This window comes from Streptomyces endophytica (genome assembly GCF_026153355.1).
GTDB classification, from domain to species: domain Bacteria; phylum Actinomycetota; class Actinomycetes; order Streptomycetales; family Streptomycetaceae; genus Streptomyces; species Streptomyces endophytica.
The window spans coordinates 5,778,325-5,802,566 of the sequence record NZ_CP110636.1 but is presented as its reverse complement, the minus strand read 5'-3'; the positions used below and the strand labels follow the sequence as shown (position 1 = coordinate 5,802,566).

Annotated in this window: 20 protein-coding genes and 1 pseudogene; 7 read left to right on the top strand and 14 right to left on the bottom strand. The window is 71.5% G+C overall.

Annotation, left to right across the window (positions count from 1 at the left end):
- Positions 1-31: 31 nt before the first annotated feature.
- From OJ254_RS25985 to OJ254_RS25965, 5 genes are all read right to left on the bottom strand, one after another.
- Positions 32-1,036 carry an N-acetylglucosamine kinase gene (locus OJ254_RS25985; RefSeq protein ID WP_265364305.1) on the bottom strand — a complete coding sequence of 335 codons (1,005 nt, stop codon included), beginning with the start codon at positions 1,034-1,036 and terminating at the stop codon, positions 32-34.
- Positions 1,029-2,108, bottom strand: a complete 1,080-nt coding sequence (locus tag OJ254_RS25980) for an LURP-one-related family protein (RefSeq protein ID WP_265364304.1) — start codon at positions 2,106-2,108, stop codon at positions 1,029-1,031. The genes OJ254_RS25985 and OJ254_RS25980 overlap by 8 nt, the downstream gene beginning before the upstream one ends.
- Positions 2,109-2,131: 23 nt before the next feature.
- Positions 2,132-2,809: a uracil-DNA glycosylase gene (locus OJ254_RS25975; protein ID WP_265364303.1), complete on the bottom strand. Its 678-nt coding sequence runs from the start codon at positions 2,807-2,809 to the stop codon at positions 2,132-2,134.
- Between the two features lie 184 nt (positions 2,810-2,993).
- Positions 2,994-4,079, bottom strand: coding sequence for a WD40/YVTN/BNR-like repeat-containing protein (locus OJ254_RS25970; RefSeq protein ID WP_265364302.1), 1,086 nt, complete (start codon positions 4,077-4,079; stop codon positions 2,994-2,996).
- A gap of 147 nt (positions 4,080-4,226) precedes the next feature.
- A complete protein-coding gene (locus OJ254_RS25965; RefSeq protein ID WP_265364301.1) occupies positions 4,227-5,330 on the bottom strand; it encodes an NADH:flavin oxidoreductase/NADH oxidase in 1,104 nt (367 codons plus the stop codon).
- A gap of 182 nt (positions 5,331-5,512) precedes the next feature.
- On the opposite strand from OJ254_RS25965, the gene OJ254_RS25960 reads away from it, so the two are divergent.
- The gene (locus OJ254_RS25960; protein ID WP_265364300.1) at positions 5,513-5,884 is read left to right on the top strand and encodes an ArsR/SmtB family transcription factor; all 372 of its coding nucleotides are present in this window, start codon (positions 5,513-5,515) and stop codon (positions 5,882-5,884) included.
- Between the two features lie 22 nt (positions 5,885-5,906).
- On the opposite strand, the gene OJ254_RS25955 is transcribed toward OJ254_RS25960, so the two are convergent.
- The gene (locus tag OJ254_RS25955) at positions 5,907-7,277 is read right to left on the bottom strand and encodes an FAD-dependent oxidoreductase (RefSeq protein ID WP_265364299.1); all 1,371 of its coding nucleotides are present in this window, start codon (positions 7,275-7,277) and stop codon (positions 5,907-5,909) included.
- Between the two features lie 136 nt (positions 7,278-7,413).
- Between OJ254_RS25955 and OJ254_RS31785 the strand changes: the two genes are divergently transcribed.
- Positions 7,414-8,523, top strand: a complete 1,110-nt coding sequence (locus OJ254_RS31785; protein WP_423835960.1) for a DUF6214 family protein — start codon at positions 7,414-7,416, stop codon at positions 8,521-8,523.
- A 62-nt stretch (positions 8,524-8,585) separates the two neighbouring features.
- Here OJ254_RS31785 and OJ254_RS25940 read toward each other — a convergent pair.
- From OJ254_RS25940 to OJ254_RS25915, 6 genes and pseudogenes are all read right to left on the bottom strand, one after another.
- Positions 8,586-9,244, bottom strand: a pseudogene (locus OJ254_RS25940) (TetR/AcrR family transcriptional regulator).
- 369 nt (positions 9,245-9,613) lie between these two features.
- Positions 9,614-11,377 carry a WD40 repeat domain-containing protein gene (locus OJ254_RS25935; protein WP_265364298.1) on the bottom strand — a complete coding sequence of 588 codons (1,764 nt, stop codon included), beginning with the start codon at positions 11,375-11,377 and terminating at the stop codon, positions 9,614-9,616.
- 23 nt (positions 11,378-11,400) lie between these two features.
- Complete coding sequence (locus tag OJ254_RS25930) at positions 11,401-12,240, bottom strand: nucleic acid/nucleotide deaminase domain-containing protein (protein ID WP_265364297.1); 840 nt, start codon at positions 12,238-12,240, stop codon at positions 11,401-11,403.
- A gap of 276 nt (positions 12,241-12,516) precedes the next feature.
- Positions 12,517-13,146, bottom strand: coding sequence for an SUKH-4 family immunity protein (locus tag OJ254_RS25925; protein ID WP_265364296.1), 630 nt, complete (start codon positions 13,144-13,146; stop codon positions 12,517-12,519).
- Positions 13,147-13,221: 75 nt separating this feature from the next.
- On the bottom strand, positions 13,222-14,931 hold the full coding sequence (locus OJ254_RS25920) for a WXG100-like domain-containing protein (RefSeq protein ID WP_265364295.1): 1,710 nt from the start codon (positions 14,929-14,931) through the stop codon (positions 13,222-13,224).
- 626 nt (positions 14,932-15,557) lie between these two features.
- Complete coding sequence (locus tag OJ254_RS25915; RefSeq protein ID WP_265364294.1) at positions 15,558-16,424, bottom strand: SDR family NAD(P)-dependent oxidoreductase; 867 nt, start codon at positions 16,422-16,424, stop codon at positions 15,558-15,560.
- A gap of 54 nt (positions 16,425-16,478) precedes the next feature.
- Here OJ254_RS25915 and OJ254_RS25910 point away from each other — a divergent pair, with 54 nt between their 5' ends.
- The 5 genes from OJ254_RS25910 to OJ254_RS25890 all read left to right on the top strand — a co-directional run bounded on the left by OJ254_RS25910 (position 16,479) and on the right by OJ254_RS25890 (position 22,682).
- Positions 16,479-17,330, top strand: a complete 852-nt coding sequence (locus OJ254_RS25910) for a helix-turn-helix transcriptional regulator (protein WP_265364293.1) — start codon at positions 16,479-16,481, stop codon at positions 17,328-17,330.
- Positions 17,331-17,608: 278 nt separating this feature from the next.
- Complete coding sequence (locus tag OJ254_RS25905; protein WP_265364292.1) at positions 17,609-18,799, top strand: EfeM/EfeO family lipoprotein; 1,191 nt, start codon at positions 17,609-17,611, stop codon at positions 18,797-18,799.
- Positions 18,800-18,803: 4 nt separating this feature from the next.
- Positions 18,804-20,063, top strand: a complete 1,260-nt coding sequence (gene efeB, locus OJ254_RS25900; protein WP_265364291.1) for an iron uptake transporter deferrochelatase/peroxidase subunit — start codon at positions 18,804-18,806, stop codon at positions 20,061-20,063.
- A 156-nt stretch (positions 20,064-20,219) separates the two neighbouring features.
- Positions 20,220-22,058 carry a phospholipase C gene (locus tag OJ254_RS25895; RefSeq protein WP_265364290.1) on the top strand — a complete coding sequence of 613 codons (1,839 nt, stop codon included), beginning with the start codon at positions 20,220-20,222 and terminating at the stop codon, positions 22,056-22,058.
- A 207-nt stretch (positions 22,059-22,265) separates the two neighbouring features.
- Positions 22,266-22,682, top strand: a complete 417-nt coding sequence (locus OJ254_RS25890) for an Asp23/Gls24 family envelope stress response protein (RefSeq protein WP_265365311.1) — start codon at positions 22,266-22,268, stop codon at positions 22,680-22,682.
- A 43-nt stretch (positions 22,683-22,725) separates the two neighbouring features.
- Here OJ254_RS25890 and OJ254_RS25885 read toward each other — a convergent pair whose 3' ends face one another.
- The gene (locus OJ254_RS25885) at positions 22,726-23,751 is read right to left on the bottom strand and encodes an SMP-30/gluconolactonase/LRE family protein (protein ID WP_423835959.1); all 1,026 of its coding nucleotides are present in this window, start codon (positions 23,749-23,751) and stop codon (positions 22,726-22,728) included.
- A gap of 46 nt (positions 23,752-23,797) precedes the next feature.
- Positions 23,798-24,166, bottom strand: coding sequence for a low affinity iron permease family protein (locus OJ254_RS25880; protein ID WP_265364289.1), 369 nt, complete (start codon positions 24,164-24,166; stop codon positions 23,798-23,800).
- Positions 24,167-24,242 lie beyond the last annotated feature (76 nt).

The following is a 24,242-nucleotide window of genomic DNA, read 5'->3' as shown; positions in this document are numbered from 1 at the left end:
GTCCCGATTTATCCCGCGCGTCAGGGTCGCGCTACCCCGGCGCAGGCCGTGTGATCTGCAACAACTTCCCATCGGCGGGGAGTTTCAGCCGGTCGCCGGCGAGCGCCGCGGCGAGGGCCAGCGCCCCGTCGAGCGGGGTCCCGGCGGCGGGCGTCAGCGGGGCGCCCGGCAGTCGTTCGGCGAGCGCGGTGCGCAGCGGGGCCAGCAGCGGTTCGCCGAGGCCGAACAGGCCGCCGGTGCAGGCCACCGCGCGGCCGGCGCCCGGCGGGCAGACCGCGGCCGCGGCATCGGCGAGATGGCCCGCGGCGGCGCCCAGGATGCCCCGCGCCACCGCGTCGTCCGCCGCGGCGCACCGGCCGACCTCGGGCGCGAACGAGGCCAGGACGGCAGGCCGGTCGGGACGCGGGTAGAGCGCCCCGGGCAGCCCGGCGACCGGGCCGAACACCGCTTCCGCGCGGGCCAGGAGGGCGGCCGAACCCCCGAGCCGGCCGTCGTACGCACGCAGCGCGGCCTCCAGTCCGGCCCGGCCGATCCAGGCGCCGCTGCCGCAGTCGCCCAGCAGATGGCCCCAGCCGTCCGCCCGGCGCCAGCCCGCCTCCGCGGTCAGGTCGGTGCCGAGCGCGATCATGCCGGTGCCCGCGGCGACCACGGCGCCGGGCCGCTGCCCGAGGGCCCCGGCGTACGCGGTCACGGCGTCGGCCGCGAGGGCGAGCCCGCGCACCCCGTACGCGGTGGCCAGCGCGCCGGGCAGCCGGGCGCGCAGGTCGTCGCCCATGGAGGCCATACCGGCGGCGCCGACACACACGGCCGGGAAGTCCCGCGCCCCCACCTCCTCGGCCAACTCGTCGGCCAGCGGCAGGAGTTGGGACAGCAGATGGTCCGCGTCGATCCCGGCGGGGCCGGTGCGCACCGGCTCACGGGAGGTGCGGACGGCCAGCGGCCGCGCCGTGGCGTCGCCGGCGCGGGCCACCGCGATCCGCAGCCCCGACCCGCCCGAGTCGACGCCGAGGACGTGGTCGCCGGAGGCGTCAGCCAAGGCCCCGGGCGTCCTGCTTGAGGGCGGTGTCGACGGTCAGGGCCGTGGCGACGACGAGGCTGAGCAGCGGATCGGGCAGCTGCTGGTGGATCTGCAGGACGTAGTTGTCGGCGGTCGTGAACATCGTCTTGGCGAGGCCCTCCCAGGTCTTGGTGATCCGGGCGATCTCGGCGTCGGTGTGGTCCACGATCGCGAAGTTCCAAGCCCGCCAGTTCTCGGCCTTGATGGCGCCGATCTGCTGGCCGTTCACCATCAGCCCGAAGTTGATCTTCCCGATGGCGTTCTGCTGGACGATCTCGCCGACCGGCGAGCCGTCCGGACGCTCCACGATGACCCGGGACTTGATCAGCTTCGCGGGCCGGGTCAGCACCAGCTGCGGCTGGCCGTAGGCGTCCCGGATCTCCAGCTTGTGGGTCATGTACTGGTCCAGGCTGGAGACCACCCGCAGCACCTTCTTGGCCGTGCTCTGGCCGACCTGGACGACCGCGCCCAGGGTGTTGCCGTGCTGGTCGAAGACGCTGTACTCGTTGGTGACCTCGATGAGCTTGGCCTTCTGGTTGACCACCAGCACCGGCTCGGTGAACAGCGTCCCGCCGCCCTGGCCCGTCGGTGCCACGCCCGCCTGCTGCTGCACCTGGTGCGCCACGCCGGCCCCGGCGTACGGGCCGGGCTGCTGTCCGGGCATCGGCTGCTGGCCGTACGGCTGCTGCATCGGCTGACCGGGCATCGGCTGACCCTGGCCCTGCGGACCGGGGCCGGGCTGGCCGTACGGGGCGCCGCCCTGCGGCTGGCCGGGGTACGGCGCCTGACCCGGCACGGACTGCTGCGGCGCCTGCTGCGGGGCCGTCTGCTGCTGCGCGTGGTGCTGGGCGGCCGGCTGGGGCTGCTGCTGGGCCGGGGCGTACTGCTGTTGCGGCTGCTGGGGGCCGGGCTGTGCGGCCCGGTCCGGGGCTGCCGGCTGCTGTCCCGGGTGGGTGTGCGCCGTCCACTGGGACCCGTCCCACCAGCGGAGTTGGTGGGGGGTGCCCTGTGGGTCGGCGTACCAACCCGCAGGGATGTTCGCGTTCGTCATGCCGGGCACACTATCGCCCGGGGTCAGGGCAGCCTCCAGTCGACGGGCGTCGCGCCCTGCCGGACCAACAGGTCGTTCGCCCGGCTGAACGGCCGGGAGCCGAAGAAGCCCCGGTCGGCAGACATAGGGGAGGGGTGCGCGGACTCGACGGCTGGCAGATCGCCCAGCAGCGGCCGAAGGTTCCGTGCGTCGCGCCCCCACAGGATCGACACCAGCGGACGGCCGCGGGCCACCAGCGCGCGGATGGCCTGCTCGGTGACCTCTTCCCAGCCCTTGCCGCGGTGGGCGGCGGGCTTGCGCGGCGCCGTCGTCAGCGCTCTGTTCAGCAGCAGGACGCCCTGGCGCGTCCACGGGGTCAGATCGCCGTTCGACGGCCGGGGCAGGCCGAGGTCGGAGTGCAGCTCGCGGAAGATGTTCTCCAGGCTCCCGGGCAGCGGACGGACGTCCGGCGCCACCGAGAAGCTGAGCCCGACCGCATGCCCCGGGGTGGGGTAGGGGTCCTGTCCGACGATGAGCACCCGTACCTCGTCGAACGGCTGCTGGAAGGCGCGCAGCACGTTGTTGCCGGCCGGTAGATAGGTGCGTCCCTGGGCGATCTCCGCCCGCAGGAAGTCGCCCATCGCGGCGATCCGGTCGGCGACGGGCTCCAGCGCTTTGGCCCAGCCTGGTTCGACGATGTCTTGAAGAGGTCGTGCAGCCACGGGATCACCCTACTGGCCGCAGCGCCCTCCCCTTCAATTCCCCGTCCCTCGACGGACCCGGTCCGGCCGGCCGCGCACGGTCACCACCCGGAGCACCCCAACTGCCGCAGGGCTCCTGGTCGTTCCTCCTCGCGCATGTGTGACGTCGCTATCGCTCACCCCCTTGGCCAGGCCACCTCTCTCCTCACGCCACCGTCGCCGCCCGGACGCACAGCACGTCCGGCAGGTGGGAGGCGAGCTGCCGCCAGCTGTCGCCGTCGTCCGCGCTGGCGTACACCTCGCCGTTGCGATTGCCGAAATACACCCCCGCGGGCTCGGCGTCGTCGACGGAGAGGGCGTCGCGGAGCACCGTGCCGTAATGGTCCTCCTCGGGGAGGCCGTGGTTCAGCGCCTCCCAGCTGCCGCCGGCGTCGGAGGTGCGGTAGACCCGGCAGCGGTGCTCGGCCGGCACCCGGTCGATGTCGGCCGTGATGGGGAAGAGGTAGGCGACCTCGCCGCGGTGCGGATGCGCGGCCACCGCGAAGCCGAAGTCGGAGGGCAGCCCGGCGCCGATGTCCGTCCACTGCGCGCCCGCGTCGTCGCTGCGGTAGACGCCCCAGTGGTTCTGCAGATAGAGCCGGTCGCGGTCGACCGGGTCCTGGGCGATCTTGTGGACGCACTGGCCGAACTCCGGAAGCTGGTCCGGCAGGAAGACCGCCTTGACGCCCTTGTTGGACGGGGCCCAGCTGGCACCGCCGTCCAGGGTGCGGAACACCCCGGCCGTGGACACCGCGACGGTGACCGCGTCGGGGTCCCGCGGGTCGGTGATCACCGTATGGACCGCCAGCCCGCCGCCGCCCGGCACCCACTGCTCACGGCTCGGGTGCTCCCACAGCGCCCGGACCAGCTCGAACGTCTCGCCGCAGTCCTCGGAGCGGAACAGCCCGCCGGGCTCGGTGCCGGCGTACACCACGTCCGGGGCGGCCGGGCCCGCCGGATGCAGCTGCCACACCCGCTCCAGCGAAGTCCCGGTGTCTCTCGGGTACTTGACCGCGGGGCGGGCGGGCTCCTGCCAGCTCTCACCCAGGTCGTCGGAGTGGAACACCGACGGGCCCCAGTGGGCGCTGTCGGCACCGGCCAGCAGCCGGGGTGTCGCCCGGCGGGTGTCGATCCCGAGGGAGTACACCGCCTGCGAGGGGAAATGCGGACCGCTCAACTCCCATGCGCCGCGCCGTCGGCGGCCGATGAAGAGCCCTTTGCGGGTGCCCACCGCGAGTAGTACGTCAGTCATGGCCCGAACCTCCGGGACGCCGTTGTCTCAGATGGTGGCAAGTCTGCACCCGACCACTGACAACGGCGTCCCGGAGCCCGTCCGCGCAGGTCGGACGGCGTGCGACGGCGTCCCGCAGACCGCCGACCGAGGGGCCTGGGACCGGCTTCAGCCGGCGCGGTGGTACGGCTGCGGCACCCGGACCTCGGCGCCCAGCTCCCGCGCCGCGTGCTGCGCGAAGCTGGGGGAGCGCAGCAGCTCCCGGCCGAGCAGCACGGCGTCCGCCTGGCCGTCCGCGACGATCTTCTCGGCCTGCCGCGCCTCGGTGATCAGTCCGACGGCGCCCACCGCCAGGCCGGTCTCCTTCTTGACGCGCTCGGCGAACGGCACCTGGTAGCCCGGTCCGGCGGTGATCTTCGCGTCCGGCGCGTTGCCGCCGGTGGAGGTGTCCAGCAGGTCGATGCCGTGCTCCCGCAGGTCCCGGGCGAAGCGCACGGTGTCGTCGGCCGTCCAGCCCGTGCGGTCGTCGCTCGCGTCCTCTGCGAGCCAGTCGGTCGCCGAGATCCGGAAGAAGACCGGCAGCTCGTCCGGCCACTGCGCCCGCACGGCGTCCACGACCTCCAGCGCGAACCGCGTCCGGTTCTCGTACGAGCCGCCGTAGGCGTCGGTGCGCCGGTTGGTGAAGGGGGAGAGGAACTGGTTGATCAGGTAGCCGTGCGCGCCGTGGATCTCGGCCACCTCGAAGCCGGCCGCCAGCGCCCGGCGCGCGGTCGCCCCGAACTGCCCGACGAGTTCCTGGATCTGCCCGACGGACAGCTCCGCCGGCGTGGTGAACCCCTCGTCGAACGGCAGCGGGCTCGGTCCCACGGGCTCCCAGCCGTGCCGCTGACCGGGCAGGATCGGGCCGCCGCGGTTGACCCAGGTGCGCTCGGTGGATGCCTTGCGTCCGGCGTGGGCGATCTGGATGCCGGGGGTGGTGCCCTGGGCCTTGAGGAAGGCGGTGATGCGCCGGAAGGCCTCGGTCTGGGTGTCGTTCCACAGCCCGAGGTCGTACGGGCTGATCCGGCCGTCGGGGTGCACCGCGGTCGCCTCCGTGAGGATCAGCCCGGTGCCGCCGGTCGCCCGCGCGGCCAGGTGCTGGAAGTGCCAGTCGTTGGGCGCCCCTTCCTCGGGGCCCTCGGGAGCCGCGGAGTACTGGCACATGGGCGCCATCCAGAGGCGGTTCGGGATGGTCAGCGAGCGAAGGGTGATGGGCTCGAACAGTGCGCTCACGGCGGGCTCCTGTGCCTGGGTGTGCGGGAAGGACGGGAGCCGGACCGGCCCCGCGCTTGTACGATAACCACCGTACTACGCCAGGTGTCAAACTACGACGCTTCTCGTACAATGAGCCTGCGGACCGGGCGTCAGGCCCCCGGAACCCGGAGAGCGGGCCCGCAGACCCCACAGGAGCCGTCATGCCGACCGATACGACTTCCCCCGGCGCCGTGCCGGGATCGCGCGCGCTCGCCCACCCGGCCCGCGAGGAGATCCGGCTCGCCGGCGTCCTGCACGCCCTCGCCGACCCCATGCGCCTGCGGGTCGTGTGCCGGCTCGCCGCCGCCGAGGGCGAGCTGAACTGCGCGGACATCGAGCTGCCGGTCAGCAAGTCGACCTGTACGCACCACTTCCGGGTGCTGCGGGAGCACGGCGTGATCGAGCAGTTCTACCGGGGCACGGCCAAGATGAACCGGCTGCGCACGGCCGACCTGGAAACGCTCTTCCCCGGCCTGATCGACGACGTCCTGAGGGCGGCCGACCTCCAGGCCTGCCGGCTCGGGGAGGAGTGACGCCGGCACCGCCCGCCGGGCCTCAGCGGCTCGTGTCCGCCGCCTGGGCCGCCGCCAACAGGCCCGCCCAGTCCGGCAGCTTGACCGTGCCGCGCCCCAGCCCCTGGCCCCATTCCGCCTCGGCGGCCTCGATGGCGAGCCAGCCCGGCCACAGGACCGGCCGCTGCCCCGCCCGGGCCAGCGCGGCCACCGGGTCCCCGGCCGTCGCCCGCCCCGCCAGCGTGGCCGCGTCCGCCAGCAGCGACTGCGCGGTCTCCTTGGCGCACGGCCGGTTCGTGCCGATCACGCCCGTAGGGCCCCGCTTGATCCAGCCCGCCACATAGACGCCGGGCAGCGGTGCCCCCTCCGCCAGCACCCGCCCCGCGGTGTGCGGCACGGTCCCGGTCGCCTCGTCGAACGGCAGCCCCGGCTGCGGCGTCCCCCGGTAGCCGACCGAGCGCAGCACCAACTGCCCCTCGATCTCCTCGAATCGGCCGGTCCCGGTGACCCCGCCCGACCCGTCGGGCGCGGTCCGCTCGAACCGGACGGCCCGCACCCCGCCGGCGTCGCCGAGCATTTCCACCGGCCGCAGGAAGAACCGCAGGTGGATCCGGCGCCGCCGGCCCACCGGAGCGCCGCCGCCGTTCGGCCGCTCCGCCCAGCCCCGCAGCACCTCGACGTTGCGCCGGGCCACCGCCGGCAGACCAGCCGGGTCCCGGTACGCCGGATCCAGCGCCAGCTCCTCGGGCCGCACCAGCACCTCGGTGCCCGGCAGCGACCCCAGCTCGCGCAGCTCCTTGGTCGTGAACTTGGCCTGGGAGGGCCCGCGTCGGCCCACCATCCACACGTCCTCGACCCGGCTGTCCGCGAGCGCGCCCAGCGGACCCTGCGGCATGTCGGTGGCGGCCAGCTCGGCGGCCGCCCGCGAGAGCATCCGCGCCACGTCCACCGCCACGTTCCCCACCCCGATCACGACGGCCGACCGCGCGGTGAGGGCGAAGCGGGTCGCGGCCGCGTCCGGGTGCGCGCTGTACCAGGCGACGAAATCGGTCGCCGGGTGGCTGCCGGGCAGGTCCTCACCGGGGATGCCCAGATGCCGGTCGGTGGCCGCGCCCACACAGAACACCACCGCGTCGAAGATCTCCCGCAGCTCCTCGACGCCCAGCCCCGGAGCCCCTGCCTCCACATTTCCCACGAAGCGCACCCGGGGGTGCTCCAGCACCGTACGCAGGTTGTTCTGCAGCGATTTGATCTTCTCGTGATCAGGGGCGACCCCGTAGCGCACCAGGCCGTACGGGCACGGCAGCCGGTCCAGGACATAGACCTCGATGTCCGGCACGATCTCCTGCTCGACGAGGGACTGGGCGGTGTAGACGCCGCTGGGTCCCGAACCGATCACTGCGACACGAAGCACGAGTGGCCCCTTCCGCGGGATAACCCCAGGATCGCACCGGCGGGCGCGCGACGGGAGATGCGCTATCGGGGTTGCTCCCGGTGGGATGAGCGTGCCGCGCTACTGGGCCGGGTGGGCTGGAGGCTAGGTTTTCAATGTGTCGGAAAGTGACTTTTATACCGTTAATCACCGATATGAAGCCCAGGGCGCGCCACGGGAGTGGCCCACGTGGGAGCTGCAGGCGCACGGCTCCGCCGCGCCCGCGCGCACGCCCGCCGCACCGGACGAGCCGGCCGGCCCGACCGCACCCCGGCTCGACCCGCTGGGCCCCTGGTGCAGCGCCCGGCTGACGTTCGCCGACGGCGCCCGTATCGACGTCCTCGTGACGGTCTCCGACGACCACATCACCGTCGAGGACGTACGGGCCGACCCGCCGCTCACCCTGGACGGCCTCGCCGACCTGGGCCGCTGGATCGAGGGCCCCCTGGACGACGCCTTCCGGGCGGCCACCGGGCGCCCGCGGAAGCACCGCCCGACACCCCGCCAGCCCGGCCCGGCCGCCGGATCACCGGAGCGGATGGTGCGCCCGGCGGGCGCACCCGCGACCGGCCCGGCGCCGAGCGCACCGGCCGGCGCGCCCCGGGAGTCGTCGGCCGGCCCGGCACGCGGACCGGCGGCTGCCGTGGAGGACTCGCCGGTGACCGGCCCGACGGCCGGCGTGGCCGACCCCCCGCCGACCGGCCGGGCTGCGGAACGGCCGTCCAAGGGGCCGGCGGCGCCGACGAAGTCGACGACCGGACCGGTCCGGGGCACCGGTGGGGCGGCCCGGGTCACCGAACCGCCGGAGCCCCCCGTCGGGCAGTCGGCGCCGCTCGCCGAGCAGTCGGCCGACGCGGCGGCGGAGGCGGCCGGTGGGACGGACACGGCGGGTCCCGAAGGCGACGAGCGCGCCCAGACGGAACCAGCGGCCGAGGCCGGGGCGGAGGACCGCGTCGGGACGGACGAGCGGGCCACGGAAGCGACGGGCGAGGCGGCGGCGCAGGGGGACGGGGCGGAGGCGCGCACCCGCTCGGCGCCGCTCGCCCGGAAACGGGTCGCCGAGCGCCGCAAGCTCGCCGCGGACGCCTACCGGCAGGCCCAGCGCGAGGGGCGCGACCCGGTGCTGGCCGTCATGCTCGCCACCGGACGCAACCGCCGGCGATCACTGCGGCTGATCGCCGGAGCCCGCGACGAGGGCCTCTTGACACCCCGTCACAACAAACGCTGACACGGCCGCCGAGGTCCCGGAGACACCTCCGCCCCAGGGCCCGCCCACCCGTAACGGGTACCTCAACTACCCGCCAGCTGAGGGGAGTTGTCGCGCGGCCGGGTCGCCGCGGCGGGCTTCTCGCCCGGTGGGACGCCCAGTTCCCAGTCCAGCCCGTACCGCTGGAACAGCTCGGCCCGCAGCCGGGCCCGCGGCATCGGTGCCCCGGCAGCAGCATCGGCACCACCGCGCCCATCAACAGGGCCCGCAGCAAGGGATAGTCGGTGTCCGGGTCCGCCGAGCCGTACGCCACGACCGTCTCCCGCAGCAACTGCGCCAGCCGCTGCTGCTCGGGACACTGGATGAACCCTTCGGCCGTCAGGATCCCCGCCATGTGCGTCCGCATCAGCAACGCCCGGTCGTGCGCCAGCCCGAGGATCGCGTCGATGGCCCGGGCCAGCAGTTCCCGTCCCGCGTCCGGCCCGGTGGGCCGCGGTTCACGCTCCAGCGCCGCCTGCAGGGTGAGGTGCATCAGCCGGTGCACGGCGGACTGGAGCAGCTGACGCTTGCCCGGGAAGTAGTACGAGATCAGCCCGCGCGCCGCCCCGGCCCGCTGGGCGATGTCCCCGAGCGTCGTCGCCTCGTACCCGCGCTCCCCTACCAGATCGACCGTCGCTTGCAACAGCCGCTCGCGGGAGCGCCGCCGCAATTCTTCATTGACCGATGCGCTGCGGGGGGACATCCTGTAACTCCTGCGTTGACTGGCTGAGAGCCAATATACTCAGACGGCCACCGGAAGTTCGTCCCCTCGGGCGGAATCCGGAGAGCAGCCTGATTCGGGCGACGCGGGGGATCGCCCGAATCGGGTGGAGGTAGGGCTGAGGTTGGCCTCGTGACCAGCGTCTTGCCAGGTCATGAGGTTAACCTCGGTTCACGCCAAGTTGCAGGTTCCCCCATCTCTGGTCGGCTCTGGCCGTACCTATGCTGACTCGTTGCTGACCTTCCTGATGACACGCCAGGTCCCGCCGAAGCGCCCTGCAGGTCGAGCGGGGGGCTGTGACCGTCCAACGGGGGAGGCGGCGGCGTCAATTGCGCCGCGCCAATGGGGGGATCAGCCCCAGAGGCGATCGAGATCAAGGTGTATGGCGTGGAGACCGTCCGGCCCACCGATGGTCAACTGCCCGTTGGAGGAAAGCGTCAGGGCATGACAGCGGTAGATCAGCGGCAGGGTTTGGACGCTTCCGCTTGAGAGGTGCCACAGGTGCAGTTCGGCGTCGTTCCACGCGGCGGCGAGCAATGGACCGACAGGGGTGTCGGCGGCTGCGAGGGCCGTGACAAGGGCCGGCCTTTGGTCGACAGGCCCTTCCATGGGGCCTTGGGAGGTTTCCCATAGGCGGATCGATCCGTCGAAAGCTGCGCTGATGACGAAGGAGAGGTCGTCCTCAGGCAGCCGCAGGCAAGTGACGGCCGTGATCGGGGCGGAATGCAGGCGGCAGGATTGTGGCATGGGGCGATACTCGGCCAGGGACCACAGGTGTACCGCTCCGGCGGCGTCGCCGACGACTGCCAGAGAGGACTGCGGGCAGGAGCCGAGGGCAGTGGGCCGGGAGCCATCAGAGGTCAGCAGCATGTGGTCGTGGTGGGAGGCGATGTGCCCGAGCACGGTGGCCGCTGTGCTCTCGTCGTCCGAGGTCAGGTGATGCAATGGCCCGGTTTCGTCGAGAAGCAACAAGGCGTCGGGGGCGGCCGCTGCGATTTCAGAGGGCCTCAGCGCCGCGGGTGTGGGCACCGTGCCGGTCCTGTTGCCCGTGGTGAGATGGTGGAGGTGGACGCGGCCCAGTGCGTCTGAGGCAAGCAACTGGTCGCCGTTTCCCGGGATGTGGCAGTGAGCGACGGTCGGGGCGTCATGGTGTGCCCAGGTGGCTGTCCAGTGGTGCTGCTCGGCGAGGGGCCGCAGGTATTCACTGAGGGTAGGACTGGTGGCGAGGGCAGCGGCATGCAGCAGTGCGGCCCGCTCGGTGTCGCCGTATTCCTTGATCGCCAGTTGCGGGGCCACGCGGTCCCAGATGCTGCGCAGACCAGCGGGGGCAATGGTGGATGGGCTGTTGAGCGTGGCAGTGATGGCGGTGGTGGAACCGTGTATCAGGAATCCCGGGTCGGCGAGCAGGTTGCGTACTGCCGTGCCGTCGCCTGCATCAAGCGCGGCATCGAGGACGTACTCCCGGGTCTGAGCAGGAGCCTGGTTCCACAGGAGCCTGCCGTCCGACGTTCGAGGCACCGTGGCGAGCGTGGATGCGAAGTCCGCAGTCGATGCGCCTTCGGAGGCGGCGCCAAGATGCGACGACGGGCCGAGGTCGATGATGTAGGGGTTTGCGGAGCTGAGGAGGTCAGTGCTGCCGGTCTCCACGACGACCCGCACGTGCGCGAATTGCAGAAGCGGCGCGAGGAGTTCGTCGACGATCGTCTGCGGCTGGGCCGACGGTTGGCCCGAGGGGCCACGCCCGGCGAGATGGAGGTCAGGCACCAGCAGGAGCAGCGGACGATCGTCTACGGCGATACGGTTCAGAAGTTGGTGCGGAGGCAAGGGACCATAGCCGAGTTGACGGCTCATCCCCCAGGCAAGGGCTTCAGTGATGAGCCCTGCGGCGGGGACGGTGGCGTGGGCAACGGTGCGGGGGTGGGGTGCCGAGCCGGCGAGGAACCAAGCGAGCAGGTGGCTCTTGCCGCTCGCCCGGTCTCCGCGGAGCAGACACAGACGCGGGAGACTTTCGTCGGCCGTTGCTGCCCAGTCGAGCAGCGCGCGGCCGGCATCTTCGCGGTGTGGCTCCAACGGTGGCCACGCCGCCATGTCGGGTGCCGACGTAGCGGTGGTCATGATGTGGTCATCCCCTCGCTGCATTATTGCTTGGGAGGCTGGGCGGCGGCTTCGCGAAGGAGGCGGATGCCCTGGGCACGGGATTCAGCGGTTTCCCCGTAGGGGAAGTTGTGGGTCAGTTCGGCGTCCGGGAAGGTCTGCTCCATCCACAGGGAGCAGTAGTGGCCGGGCATGAAGCATGCCTCCAATTCGGTGTGGATTCTCAGCACTTGGCTGGGCTCGATGCCTGCTCCATGCAAGGAGGACCAGAGTCGCTCCTCGGGGTGCAGCCCGATACTCCCGGACTGGGTCACGATCTGCTTGTGGCCATCAGCGCCGATGTACTCGAAGGCTGCATACCAATCGGCACTGGACGTGTCACGGATGTCATCGAGGACGAGGGGCCACCAGTTCTCCTGGTTGGCGAAGGCGGTCGGGTCCATCGTGCGCAGACGCTGCTCAGTCTGGGCGAATGCGTCCGCAGCGGCCTGAGGCTGGTCAGTCGTGAGGACAGCGCGCAGCAATTGGTCCAGCTCAAGGAGCGACTGTGCGAAGTGCTCGGGAGAGGAGTTCACGAATCGGAGGGGCTCGTTGTAGTCGAGCAGCGCTGCTTGCACCGTTCCCTGCGGGCCAGTGCAGATTTCGTATCCCTGGTCGGTGCCCAGTCGCGCGAGCTGCCGATGTTCTTCCAAAGCTACGTGACGTCCGGCGAATTCCGCATAGTGGCCGAGGAGAACCGGATCCTCAGGAGAGGTGCGGAAGTACGGGCCGACCTGCCAGGGTACGGCCACCTGTGCCAGGCGGAGCACGCTGGGAGGCGTCGTGAGCGGATCACCCGCCGCCTCCCGCCCGAACTCCCGTAGTTCACCCTCGTGGGTAGCCATGGAGAACTCCTCAAAATCGACCCAAAGCAGTCAAGTCAGGCGAGCCTTAAGGGCTTGCTGTCACATTGATTCACATAAAGTGAGACGCCCTTAGCGTACAGTGCCGCACAAATCGGCCACTTTGAAGGCCCGTCACCCTTTCGCTGTTACGGGCCTGTTCATCTCTGCCGGGACGCCGGACGCGGCGGCCGGCGCAGCAGTTCCGTCGTAGCGTGTATGGGGCTACCTCGGTGCAGCGCTTCTCGGTCACGTGACTGGCATGGATCACTTCATGACTTACCCGACCGTCTCGTGCACATCCCACAGAACACACTCCCAGGTGGGCAAGCGAGGTGCGTCCTCAGCCTCCCAGTCGAACCCCTCCGACCAGGCGGGCTCCACCCCTTCGAAGGGGAGCGGGTCAGCACCCGCCATTCGCTCCCGAAGGGTTCCGGCAACGCCCTCTGGGTCGGGCAGTTCATCTGACACCCTGAAGTCGTAATGAGGACGCTCAATTTCGAGGAGGTAGAGGAAGAAGAGGAAGGAATCGAGACTCCGGTTCAGCGGGCACGCCTTGTACTCGCCATCCGGGAGGCTGTAGACGGCCCCGGAGACGGGATCCAGAGCAACAACGTCGGAATGAATCTCGCCGAGAATCAGCCAATTCTCCCAGCCTTTCGGCATGTCCTCGTATTCAGAAAAGTAACTGAGTTCCGAGCATCGGCGAAACCTGTTGGGCGATTCCCCCTCGAAGAATCCTCCGTCCATCGCAAAGAAGGAACTTCGCTCATCCGGAAGGCCGACGTTGACCAGAAGCGAACGAGCCGCCCCGTTGAGTTCCGCCGGAAGGCTGCCCTCCTCAGGCGTTACCAGCTTCTCCGGAGAGAATGTCGATTCCATCATCGAGCGGTCGACGAGCTGAGGCATGGTCCGTCCTAACGAAAACGAAAAGATGCGATAACGCCTGCGAGGCTATCGGAAGCTGCTTCTTGGAGTCAATCGCTACCTCTTGCGGCGGTTGATGCTGTTGAGGTATTTCTCCATTTCATCGTTGCCCTTTTTCTTGGACTCCGGGGTGTCGCCATATTCGACGGAGTGCGAGACCTTTGCATCCGGCAGATGCTCTGACATCCAGGCACTGCAGTCTGCAGAACCAGGGCTTTTCGTGCAGGGTGCGCGTTCCGTGTAAAGCTCGGTCATCCCCCCTGCATGTTTCGCGTCGAGGAATGGTATGCCGACCTGACGTTCCGAGTGCATGCCCGTCGTGAACACACTGCGGCCGACAAGTATGAACTCATCATCAGCGCCCCGCTCGCCATGCCGCGCCGCAGCATAGTTCCGGCTCGAGAACTTGCTGCCGGATTTATTGCCGTAGTCCCCCTTCTCTGGTTGTTTGGTCTTCCGGTCGCGTTTTCCGGTGTTGGCGTGTCGTGCCAACTGTGTGGCCTGGGACAGATCCGTGCTGCCGAAGGGCACCTGCTGCGAGGGCTTCTTCGTGCGCTCCTTGGGTAGCGGGTAATTACCTGCAACTCTCCTGGGAACGTGGTCGTCCCCCTGAAGTCCGATAGGGGTGAGGCGACTCCGGTCCTCATCGGTGAGATCTTGATGTCCGGCGGTGGTGAGGCGAGTAACTTTCCCGTGGTCATCCACATGGTAAGTCGGCGCGTTACCGTGCGACTTCTTGCCAATGCTCTGAATCTCGGTTGCGATACTGTCATCATTTTCGCGGTGATTCAGTTTCATCTTCTTGACGCCGCCGACCATTTTCTCGTCAAGATGTTTCGCCGTCCGCTTGACGCCGTCACCGAGTCCATCCATGACCTTGTCGATCATTGGGGCGGCGGCATTGGCGATGACGTCCTTACCGCGGGTGCGCTCGTGGTGGCTCCTGGCCCGCCCGATCTTGCTGCCACCCTTGTCGCGAAAGGTTCCGCCGGCGCGCTTGAGAACGTCGACCACGTTGTCGTGAGCATCAGGGTCGAAGGTGAAGCCGCCGCTACCGCCGGCTCCTCCACCACTTCCTCCACCACTGCTGCTGCCCTCGGCACTCAGCAGCTGCATGCCGGCAGCGGCGGACTTCCCGGCGTCCTTGCCGGCCTGAGCCGCATGACCGAGATCGACGCCTTTCTGCACTCCGAGCGCATTGGCCCCAAGCTGGACCACCAGGTCGCCGACCATTGCGCCCAGTGCTTCCTCGATCGGTGTCAAAGCGACGCTGACGATCTGCTCGACAACCTGCTGGCAGACCTCTTTGATGATCTTGCGCACGGCGAGACGCGTCGCCTGGGTGCCCGCCAACGCTCCCAGCTCCGACAGGCCGAACGTGAAGGGCGCCGCGGCCTGTGCCGCTACCACTTCGGCAGCAAGGATGCCGAGTTGAACGATGGCGCCGAGCTTGGCGCCCTCGATGAGCAAGGCGACAGCATCCATGGCTGTCGCGGCTAAGCGCCCGCAATCGGCCAGCCCTTTCAGATGCTTGCCGTTGATCTTGCCCCAATGGGCATTGAGCGCCTCCACCCCAAGGGAGCCGCCTGCCGAACCCACAAAGCTCTGGATGGCCTGATGTGCCTCGTTCGCGCCACCGTCTATGTCGTCGGCGAACTCCCGCAGGGCGTCGGCCATGTCGCGGTAGTCGTCCTCGTCCACGTTCGGCCACGACACGCCGATGATGTCGAGGATCTCATCCGCCCAACCCGGCAGCACAACACCCATGCGAACACGCCCCCCTTGATCAACTTCGACGGGAAGACGCTCTCATCTCTGGTGACGGTTCCTCAAGGCAGGTATGAGCCCCGCTCCTTGATGACCAGCCATCTTCGGCCGTGGCCTCTCATCGCGCTTCGCAGGTCGCCGCGCGAGCCGGGGCCCGGGTGCGGCGGCTGATGCCGGTTTCCCGGTCTGCCGGGCGGTGTCATCGTTCGCGCTGCTGGACGGATACGCGGGACCGGAGATCGGCCGGGTTGTACCGGATGGCATCACGTACGGGTGACCGTGTGCGGGGGAGGCGGGCAGGCGAGGGAGAACGGCACGGACCTGCCACGGCGGATCGGTGCCTACACCGTCGAGTGAAGGCTGGGTGCTCGGCGGCATGCGACCCGGCTGGACATCTCGGGTACGGAGGGAGATCTGGTCGATGTCTCGGCCGGAGCCAACGGGCCGGCAGGTATCCAGGCCCGCGACCCGCGCACCGGCTCACGCGCGGTTCCGGACTTCGCCACCGGACTGCGGCTGCACCGCCTTCTCGACGCGATCAGGCTCTCCGCCAAGACCGGCACCCGCCGGCGCGTGGCCTGACGGGTGGGTGCTCCCCGCAGCGGGCGCCAGGACGCCGTGCCGGCTCAGGCCCGCATGCCGCCGTCGACCCGGAGGACCGTGCCCGTGACGTAGGAGGAGCGGTCGCTGAGCAGCCAGGCGGCGGCCTGGGCGATCTCCTCCGGGTCGGCGGCGCGGCCCAGCGGGGTCCGGGCGTTGAGCTGATCGATGATGCCGGGGGTTTTCTCGTCCCATTCGTGCAGCATCTCGGTGAGGGTGGTGCCGGGCGCGATGGCGTTGACGCGGATGTCCTCCGGGCCGTAGGTGGCGGCCGCCGAGGCGGTGAGGCTGTTCACCGCCCGCTTCGCCGCCCCGTAGGCGGGCAGCCAGGGGTTGGCCATCAGGGCGCCGACGCTGGAGGTGTTGACGATCGCCCCGCGCCGCGCGGTGGCGCGGATGGCGGCGACCTCGGCGTTCATGGCCAGCCACGGGCCCTTGAGGTTGACGGCGCAGACCTGGTCGAAGTCGGCCTCCGACAACTGGTCCATCGGGCCGGGCGGCTGGCCCGTCGCGCCGTTGTTGAAGGCCACGTCGAGCCGGCCGTAGAGCTCGACGGACCGGTCGACGGCGGCCCGGACGCTCGCCGGGTCGGCCAGGTCGCACACCGCGTACTCCGCGGTGCCGCCGGCTGCCCGGATCTCCTCGGTGACCGCCGCGAGCTGGCTCTCCGTACGGGCCGCGAGGAGCACCCGGGCGCCTTCCCGGGCGAACAGCCGGGCCGCCGCCGCGCCGATGCCGCGACCGGCACCGGTGAGGAAGGCGACCTTGCCGGCGAGCAGGCCGGAGGCGCCGGAGGTTCCGGAGGGTTCCGGAGCCGTCGCGTGCTCCGAGGCCGTGGTGGTGATCGGTGTGTGGTTCATGCCGACGAGCCTGGGGCCGGCCGCCCCGCTCATCCAGGCACCGGCAGTACCTGGCTGGGCCTCGCGGTGCCCCCGCAGACTGGGGAGATGGACCGACGAGAACTGGCCAGCTTCCTGCGCAGCAGACGCGAGCGCATCACCCCCGCCGACGTGGGGCTCCCGGCGGGGCCGCGGCGCCGTACCCCGGGGCTGCGCCGCGAGGAGGTGGCACAGCTGGCGTTCATCTCGACCGAGTACTACGCGCGCCTGGAGCAGGCCCGTGCCCCGCACCCCTCCCGCGAGGTGCTGGCCCAACTCGCCCGCGCGCTGCGCCTGTCGGACGCCGAGCGCGACCACCTGCACCACCTCGCCGGTGCCCCGCCCGGACCCCCGCCCGGGCCCTCGCGGGAGGTGCGGCAGAGCATCGTCGAGCTGCTGCACCGGCTGCCGGAGGCCGCGGCCCTGGTGATATCGGCGACGTACGAGGTCATCGCCTGGAACGACCTGGCCGCGGCGCTGATGGAGGACTTCTCCGCCCTCGCGCGCCGGGACCGCAACCTGATCCGGCGTGCCTTCCTCGGCCCCCACCGGGACCGGCGGCGGCTGTACGGCGTCTCGGACGCGGACGAGTTCGCCCGGACCTCGGCCCAGCACCTGCGTGCCGCCGCGGCCCGCTATCCCCACGACCCGGAGGTGACCGGCCTGGTCGAGGAACTCCTCGCCGGCAGCGCGGAGTTCGCCCGACTCTGGGCCGCGCACGACGTCACCGACCGCCCCACCCTCTGCAAGACCTTCGGGCACCCCCTCGTCGGCCCGGTGGCCGTCCGCTGCGACGTCCTGGACATCGCCGACCGGGACCAGCGCGTCATCCTCTACACCGCCGCCCCCGGCTCACCGTCGGAGGAGGCACTGCGGCTGCTGTCGGTCGTCGGCACACAGCGCATGGGGGTTCCCGGCTGACCTGCCCGCTCGGCCGGCCGGATGCGGTCCGGGCGCGGCCACCGTCGCGTTCAGTTGGCCGCGGCGACCGGAGCGCCGGCCCCCGCAGGTCGTAGCGGCGCGGTGAACTGCCGGGAAACTCTCGGACTCGGTGCGGGGGAAGGGGTGTTCGGAGGCGGGGCGCTGCCTAGCATGGAGGCCGGCGGTGTCCGGCGGCGAAGAGATCCGGCCGGGTGGCGCCGGGGTCCCCGGGACGGGACCGGGACCGGGACCACGACCACGACAAGGCCAGGAGCAGCATGCGTGCCACCGTTCGGACCGGCGCCGTCGGTGCTGTGCTCGTGGCCGGGGGGCTGCTGGCCGGGCTGTTGCTGACCGGTGGGGCGGACGACGCGGAGGCGGGGCGGGCCGCGCCGGACGGGCTGCCGCACACCGGCATCGAGGTGTCGCCCAGCAGGTGCGGCCGCGGATGGCAGCACCCGCACCCCGGACTCCAGGTCTTCGATCTGCACAACACCTCCGACACCGCCGCCGAGGTCTACCTCAAGAACCCCGCCGACGGCTCCGTCTACGGCGAGGTGGAGGGCATCGGGCCCGGCACCACACGCCGGTTGCGGATCCGGCTGGGCCGGGGCGCGTACGCCTTCATGTGCCTGCCGGACGACACGCACGCGGTCACCGGACCGACGGCGCGGATCACCGGCGGCGGCCCGGCCGGCCCGGCGGCGGCCCCGGTCACCGAGCACGACCTGATCCCCGCGGCGCTCGCCTACCAGAAGTGGGTCGGCCGGGGCCTGGACGGCCTCGTCGGCCGGACCGGACGCCTGCGGGACGCCCTGGCGGACGGCGACCGCGCCGCGGTGGAGGACGCCTGGCTGTCCGCGCACCTCGCCTACGAGCGGCTGGGCGCGGCCTACGGGGCGTTCGGCGACGCGGACGGGAAGATCAACGGCACCACCGCCGGCCTGCCGGGCGGCGTCCGGGACCCGGCCTTCACCGGCTTCCACCGGATCGAGTACGGGCTGTGGCACGGGCGGTCCACCACCTCCCTGCGCGGCCCGGCCACCGCACTCGCCGACGCCGTCAAGGCGCTGCGGGACGACTGGACCGAGGCCCGGATGGAACCGGCGGACCTCGGCCTGCGGGCCCACGAGATCCTGGAGAACACCCTCCAGTTCGAGCTCACCGGGCGGACCGACTACGGCAGTGGCAGCAACCTCGCCACCGCCCGCGCCAACCTCGACGGCACCCGTGCGGTGCTCGCCCGGCTGCGCCATCTGCTCGTCACCCGGTATCCCGAACTTCCCGTGCTGGAGCGGAAGTTGGACCGGGCGCAGGACCTGCTCGACGGTTTCCGGCGGGACGGGCGCTGGACGCCGCTGGACCGGCTCGACCGCCGGCAGCGCGAGCGTACCGACGCGGTGCTGGGAGACCTGGTGGAACGGCTGGCGTCGGTGGCGACGCTGTGCGACGCGCGCAGAACGGTGTGAGCGGATGAGTGGCGTGAACGGAGTCGGCAGACGGGGATTCCTGCGGGGCGCGGCCCTCGCCGGGGCCGGACTGGCGGCCGGCGGCGCGGCGCCCGCGCAGGGCTCACCGGGGACCGGCGGCACGGTACCGGTACCCGGCCCCGCCCTCGGGACCTCGGCCGCACCGCCGGTGCCCTTCCACGGGCCGCACCAGTCCTCGGTGCTCACCGCGCCCCGCCGGGTCACGGCCTTCACCGCGTTCGACGTCACGGCCGGAGACCGCCGGGAGCTCGCCGAGCTGCTGCGCACCCTCACCGCCCGGGCCCGTGCCCTGACCGACGGCGGCACACCGGTGGACCCCGGCATCACCGGCCCGCCCACCGACTCCGGCATCCTCGGACCGCGGCCGGCCGCCGGCGCGCTGACGGTGACCGTCGGCGTGGGCGCCTCCCTCTTCGACGACCGCTTCGGACTGCGCGGCCGGGCGCCGCGCCGCCTCACGGCCATGCCCGCCTTCCCCGACGACGACCTCCGCCCCGAGTGGTGCCACGGCGATCTGAGCCTCCAACTGTGCGCCGACGACACCGACACCGTGCTGCACGCCCTGCGGGACATCGCCCGGCAGACCCGGGGCGGCATGCAGGTGCGCTGGCGGCTGGACGGCTTCAGCAGCCCGCCCCGTCCGTCCGGCACGCCCCGCAACCTCATGGGCTTCAAGGACGGCACGGCCAATCCGGACGCCGGGTCCGCCCGGGAGATGGACCGGCTGGTCTGGGCCGGCCGGGACTCCGGCGAACCGGCCTGGGCGGTCGGCGGCAGCTACCAGGTGGTCCGGCTGATCCGCATGCTGGTGGAGTTCTGGGACCGGGTGTCGCTGACCGAACAGGAGCGGATGTTCGGCCGCAACCGCGAGACCGGGGCACCCCTGGACGGCGACCACGAACACGACACCCCGCACTACCCCGGCGACCCCAAGGGCGACGTCATCCCCCTGGACAGCCACATCCGGCTGGCCAACCCGCGCACCGCGGCCACCGACGGCCAGCGGATCCTGCGCCGCTCGTACAACTACGACCAGGGCGTGGACCGCAACGGCAACCTGGACATGGGCCTGCTGTTCTGCTGCTACCAGCGCGACCTGGCCGCCCAGTTCGAGGCCGTGCAGCACCGGCTCGCCGGCGAACCGCTGACGGACTACCTCACCCCGTTCGGCGGCGGCTACTTCTACGCGCTGCCGGGCGTCCGCGACACCGCGGACTGGTACGGCCGGGCCCTGCTCACCTGACCCGCCGAAAGGGTCAACACCCGGTCAAGCTTTGGCCCGGCTTACCTGACGCAGTGTTCACCCGCCCGTCATCATGGCTCTGCCGAGCCGCTGCCCGCCCGGCCGAGCATCCGGGCGTACAGCACGACCACGTCCCCGTCCGGAGGGTGAACGAGCATGGCAAGCAGGGGAAGACGACCGGCGATAAGGAGCCTGGGGGCCCTCGCGGGCGCCGCGGCCCTCAGCGTCCTGGGCACCACGGCGCCGACCTGGGCCGCCGGGCACCAGCCCACTCCCTCCCGTACCTCCACCCCCATCAAGCACGTGGTCGTGCTCTTCGACGAGAACATCTCGTTCGACCACTACTTCGCGACGTACCCCAAGGCCGCCAACACCGACGGCACCCGCTTCACCCCGTCCCCGCACACACCCCGGGACATCGACAACCTGCGCACCGCCGGCCTGCTGGAGCACAACCCCAACCAGTACGCGCCCAAGCGGCTCACCCCGCAGCAGGCCATGACCTGCGACCAGAACCACGACTACGGGCCCGAGCAGTACGCCTACAACGGCGGCAAGGCCGACCAGTTCGTCCAGAACACCGACTCGGGCAAGTGCTCCGGCGGTCTCTTCGGCGAGCCCGGCCTGGTGATGGACTACTACGACGGCAATACCGTCACCGGGCTGTGGAACTACGCCCAGCACTACGCCCTCAACGACCGCTCCTTCAGCTCCACCTACGGCCCCTCGACCCCCGGCGCCCTCAACCTGGTCTCCGGGCAGACGCACGGCGTCGTCTCCATGGACCCGGCCTCCGGCACGGAGCAGCCGCGGCAGACCGACAAGCCCGACCCGCACGCCGTGCACTCGCCGGACGCCCGCGGCGTCGGCACGATCATCAGCGACCCCGACCCGGCCTACGACGACTGCTCCAACAAGGACCACACCGGCAAGAACGCGGTCGCCGCGATGCAGGGCCGCAACATCGGCGACCTGCTCAACGCCCGGCACGTCAGCTGGGGCTGGTTCCAGGGCGGCTTCCGGCCCAGCACCGCGTGGGACGGCGAGGACGGCCACTACGCGAAGTGCGGCGGCACCACCCACGCCAACGTCGGGGGCGCCTCGGTCGTCGACTACAGCCCGCACCACGCGCCGTTCCAGTACTACCGGTCCACCGCGAACCCGCACCACCTGGCGCCCAAGAGCGTCGACGAGATCGGCCACGCCGGACCGGCCAACCACAACTACGACCTGACCGACTTCGACGCCGCGCTGAAGGCGGGCAAGCTGCCGGCGGTCAGCTTCGTCAAGGCCCCCGAATACCAGGACGCGCACGCCGCCTACTCCGACCCGATCGACGAACAGCACTTCCTCGTCGACCGGATCAACCGCATCCAGCAGTCGCCGCAGTGGAAGGACACCGCGGTCGTCATCGCCTACGACGACTCCGACGGCTGGTACGACCACGCCTACGCGAAGCCGCGCAACGGCTCGAAGGACACCTCGACCGGCTCCAACGGCAAGCCCACCGACAGCCCGGCCTGCCAGGCGGGCCCCGCGGCCGCCGGCGGCTACGCGGACCGCTGCGGCCCCGGCACCCGGCAGCCGCTCCTGGTGGTCTCGCCGTACAGCAAGGTCAACAAGATCGACCACACCCGCACCGAGCAGACCTCGATCATCAAGTTCATCGAGGACAACTGGCACACCGGCCGGATCGGCGACGCCGCCTTCGACACCCGGGCCGGCTCCCTGCGGGGCATGTTCGACTTCCGGCACCCCAACAAGAAGCAGGTGCTGCTCAACAAGGACGGCTCGGTCAGGTCCGTCGGCCCGATCCGGCACGTCGCCCCGATCGCGACCACCATCGACCCGGGCCCGGCCGTGCAGGACACCGCCGCGGCCACCGACTCCGCCTTCCCCGTGCTGCCGGCCGCGATCGGCGCCGCGGTGGTGGCGGCCGGCGCGACCGGCACCGTCCTGGTGCTGCGCCGCCGCCGGACCAACGGGGCCGCCTGACCCCGGAGCGCACCCCGGCGGCCGCGTCCCGTGGGACGCGGCCGCCGCTGCGTCCGTCGCACAGGCCGACAATTCCGTTTGCCGGGTCGGCAAAGGAGGAGAGGCGGCCTCATCGGCCGGGCTCTAGCGTGAAGAGAGGGCCGACGCTCCTCTTCCGTACGGAGCACACGGCACGAAGCACAGGCGACGGAGCGAGGGGTGAGCGGGATGACCGAGGTCACCGAGCACGGGTCGCGGAACGCCGGGACCCTCGGGCGGACGACCATCGCCGACAACGTGGTGACGAAGATCGCCTATCTGGCGGCCGGTGATGTGGTCGGTGTGCACGCCCTGGGCAGCGGGCTCGCGCGGTCCGTGGGCGAGCTGCGCAAGCGGGTGCCCGGCGGAGGATCGGGCGGCACGCACGGGGTCAGGGTCGAGGTCGGCGAGAAACAGACCGCCATCGACCTGGACATCATCGCCGAATACGGCGAAGTGATCCCGGACGTCGCCCGGGCGGTCCGCGAACAGGTCATCGCCGCGATCGAGCGGATGACCGGCCTCGAAGTCGTGGAGGTCAACATCGCGGTGAGCGATGTGAAACTCCCCGACGAGGAGGAGGAAACGACCGAACGGGTCCGGTAGGCGGGTTCGCGCCCGCCCCCGACGGCGGGCCGGCGCGGCCGCCTCAGTGCCCGGTCAGGGACTCCGCGCCGGGCAGCGCGCACACCGCCACGCCGCGCTGGGCGACGCTGGCCAGGACCAGCCGGCTGCCCGTACGGCAGACCGCGGTGACCATCCGGTACGGCGACCTTGCGGCCCGCAGGTCCCACGCCGGGTGGCCGTCGGGGCGGATCCCCAGCACCCGCACGGTCGGATGCGGCGGCGGGAACGGACGCACCCGCCGCATCGCCCGCCAGGCCGCCCGCCGCAGCGGGTGGGGGAGGGCGTGCACCAGCTCCAGGGCCGGCTGGCGCGGCCCGGCGAGGGCCACCCAGAAGATGCCGTCGTCGGCGAGGGAGATGTTGTCCGGGTGCCCGGGCAGGTCCGCGACGAGGGTCTCCGGGCGGCCGGCGCGCGGTCCGGTGAGCCAGTAGCGGCGCAGCCGGCGGGCCCCGGTCTCGGCCACGAGGAGGAACGACCCGTCCGGCGCCAGCGCCACGCCGTTGGCGAACTGCAGCCCCGACAGCAGCACTTCGGGCGTTCCGCCGGGCCGTAGCCGCAGCAGCCGGCCGGTCCCGAGGTGCTCCAGGATGTCGCCCGGCCACTCGTCCAGTCCGTAGCGGAGGCTGGAGACGGTGAAGTAGACCGTGCCGTCCGGCGCCGCGGTGACATTGCTGCAGAACCGCAGCGGCTCGCCGTCCGCCTCGTCGGCCAGCACCCGGACCGTGCCGTCCCGGGGCGTGAGGTGCAGCAGACCGCGGTACGCGTCGCAGACGAGCAGCTCACCACCGGGAAGCGGATGCAGACCCAGCGGCCGGCCGCCGGTGTGCCCCACGGCCTCCGCCCGGGCCGACCGTGCCGCCTGGTCGGCCGCTCCCACCTCCGGCAGCCGCACCCGCCAGACCGTGCCGTCCGCGGCACCCGTCAGGACGTTGCCGTCGGCGTCGGCCACCACGTCCTCGGGCCCGTCGATCTCGGGAGCGACGATCCGCGCCGCCGGGAGCGGCAGCGGCCCCCCGGTCGCGGCCCGCCGCCCCTGGACCGCGCTCACCGGCCGCGCCGGGCCCGGGCGACCGGGCTGATATCGAGGTCCGTGCTCATGTTTCCTCCTCCATACGGATCGCCTTCCTGAGGTCCTCCGCGGCTTTTCCGCCCCGGCCCTCCCGGGACTCCAGCAGCGCGGCCGCCAGGGCGTCGAGCTTCCGCTGGATCGCGTGTTCCGCCCGCAGCTCGGAGTTCTTGAGCAGAGCGAGCAGAAGCAGGGTCACCGCGGTCATGAAATCCCCCACCAGCAGCTGCCAGGCCAATGACAGATGGGCGAGGTGAACGGCGAGGAACAGGGCGATCAGGACGAGGCAGAGCACGAAGAAGAGCGGGGAACTGGTGAAATGCGAGGCCCTTTCGGCCAGTTCGGCGAACCGCCCCCGTTCCTTGCCGCCGCGGTCCACGGGATGACGAAGGGACATGTTCCTGGATACTCGACGGGCCACCACGGGCCAGGACCGCCATGCCGCCGGCCGGCCCGGCGATTTCACCCGCCCG

What these genes read in the sequence shown, in the direction of transcription:
- OJ254_RS25925 (WP_265364296.1), bottom strand. Translation starts at nt 13,146, where the DNA reads ATGCCTCAGCTCGTCGACCGCTCGATGATGGAATCGACATTCTCTCCG.
- OJ254_RS25980 (WP_265364304.1), bottom strand. Translation starts at nt 2,108, where the DNA reads ATGACGAACGCGAACATCCCTGCGGGTTGGTACGCCGACCCACAGGGC.
- efeB (WP_265364291.1), top strand. Translation starts at nt 18,804, where the DNA reads ATGAGTGGCGTGAACGGAGTCGGCAGACGGGGATTCCTGCGGGGCGCG.
- OJ254_RS25880 (WP_265364289.1), bottom strand. Translation starts at nt 24,166, where the DNA reads ATGTCCCTTCGTCATCCCGTGGACCGCGGCGGCAAGGAACGGGGGCGG.
- OJ254_RS25895 (WP_265364290.1), top strand. Translation starts at nt 20,220, where the DNA reads ATGGCAAGCAGGGGAAGACGACCGGCGATAAGGAGCCTGGGGGCCCTC.
- OJ254_RS25970 (WP_265364302.1), bottom strand. Translation starts at nt 4,079, where the DNA reads ATGACTGACGTACTACTCGCGGTGGGCACCCGCAAAGGGCTCTTCATC.
- OJ254_RS25960 (WP_265364300.1), top strand. Translation starts at nt 5,513, where the DNA reads ATGCCGACCGATACGACTTCCCCCGGCGCCGTGCCGGGATCGCGCGCG.
- OJ254_RS25930 (WP_265364297.1), bottom strand. Translation starts at nt 12,240, where the DNA reads ATGGCTACCCACGAGGGTGAACTACGGGAGTTCGGGCGGGAGGCGGCG.
- OJ254_RS25910 (WP_265364293.1), top strand. Translation starts at nt 16,479, where the DNA reads ATGGACCGACGAGAACTGGCCAGCTTCCTGCGCAGCAGACGCGAGCGC.
- OJ254_RS25890 (WP_265365311.1), top strand. Translation starts at nt 22,266, where the DNA reads ATGACCGAGGTCACCGAGCACGGGTCGCGGAACGCCGGGACCCTCGGG.
- OJ254_RS25920 (WP_265364295.1), bottom strand. Translation starts at nt 14,931, where the DNA reads ATGGGTGTTGTGCTGCCGGGTTGGGCGGATGAGATCCTCGACATCATC.
- OJ254_RS25905 (WP_265364292.1), top strand. Translation starts at nt 17,609, where the DNA reads ATGCGTGCCACCGTTCGGACCGGCGCCGTCGGTGCTGTGCTCGTGGCC.
- OJ254_RS25935 (WP_265364298.1), bottom strand. Translation starts at nt 11,377, where the DNA reads ATGACCACCGCTACGTCGGCACCCGACATGGCGGCGTGGCCACCGTTG.
- OJ254_RS25915 (WP_265364294.1), bottom strand. Translation starts at nt 16,424, where the DNA reads ATGAGCGGGGCGGCCGGCCCCAGGCTCGTCGGCATGAACCACACACCG.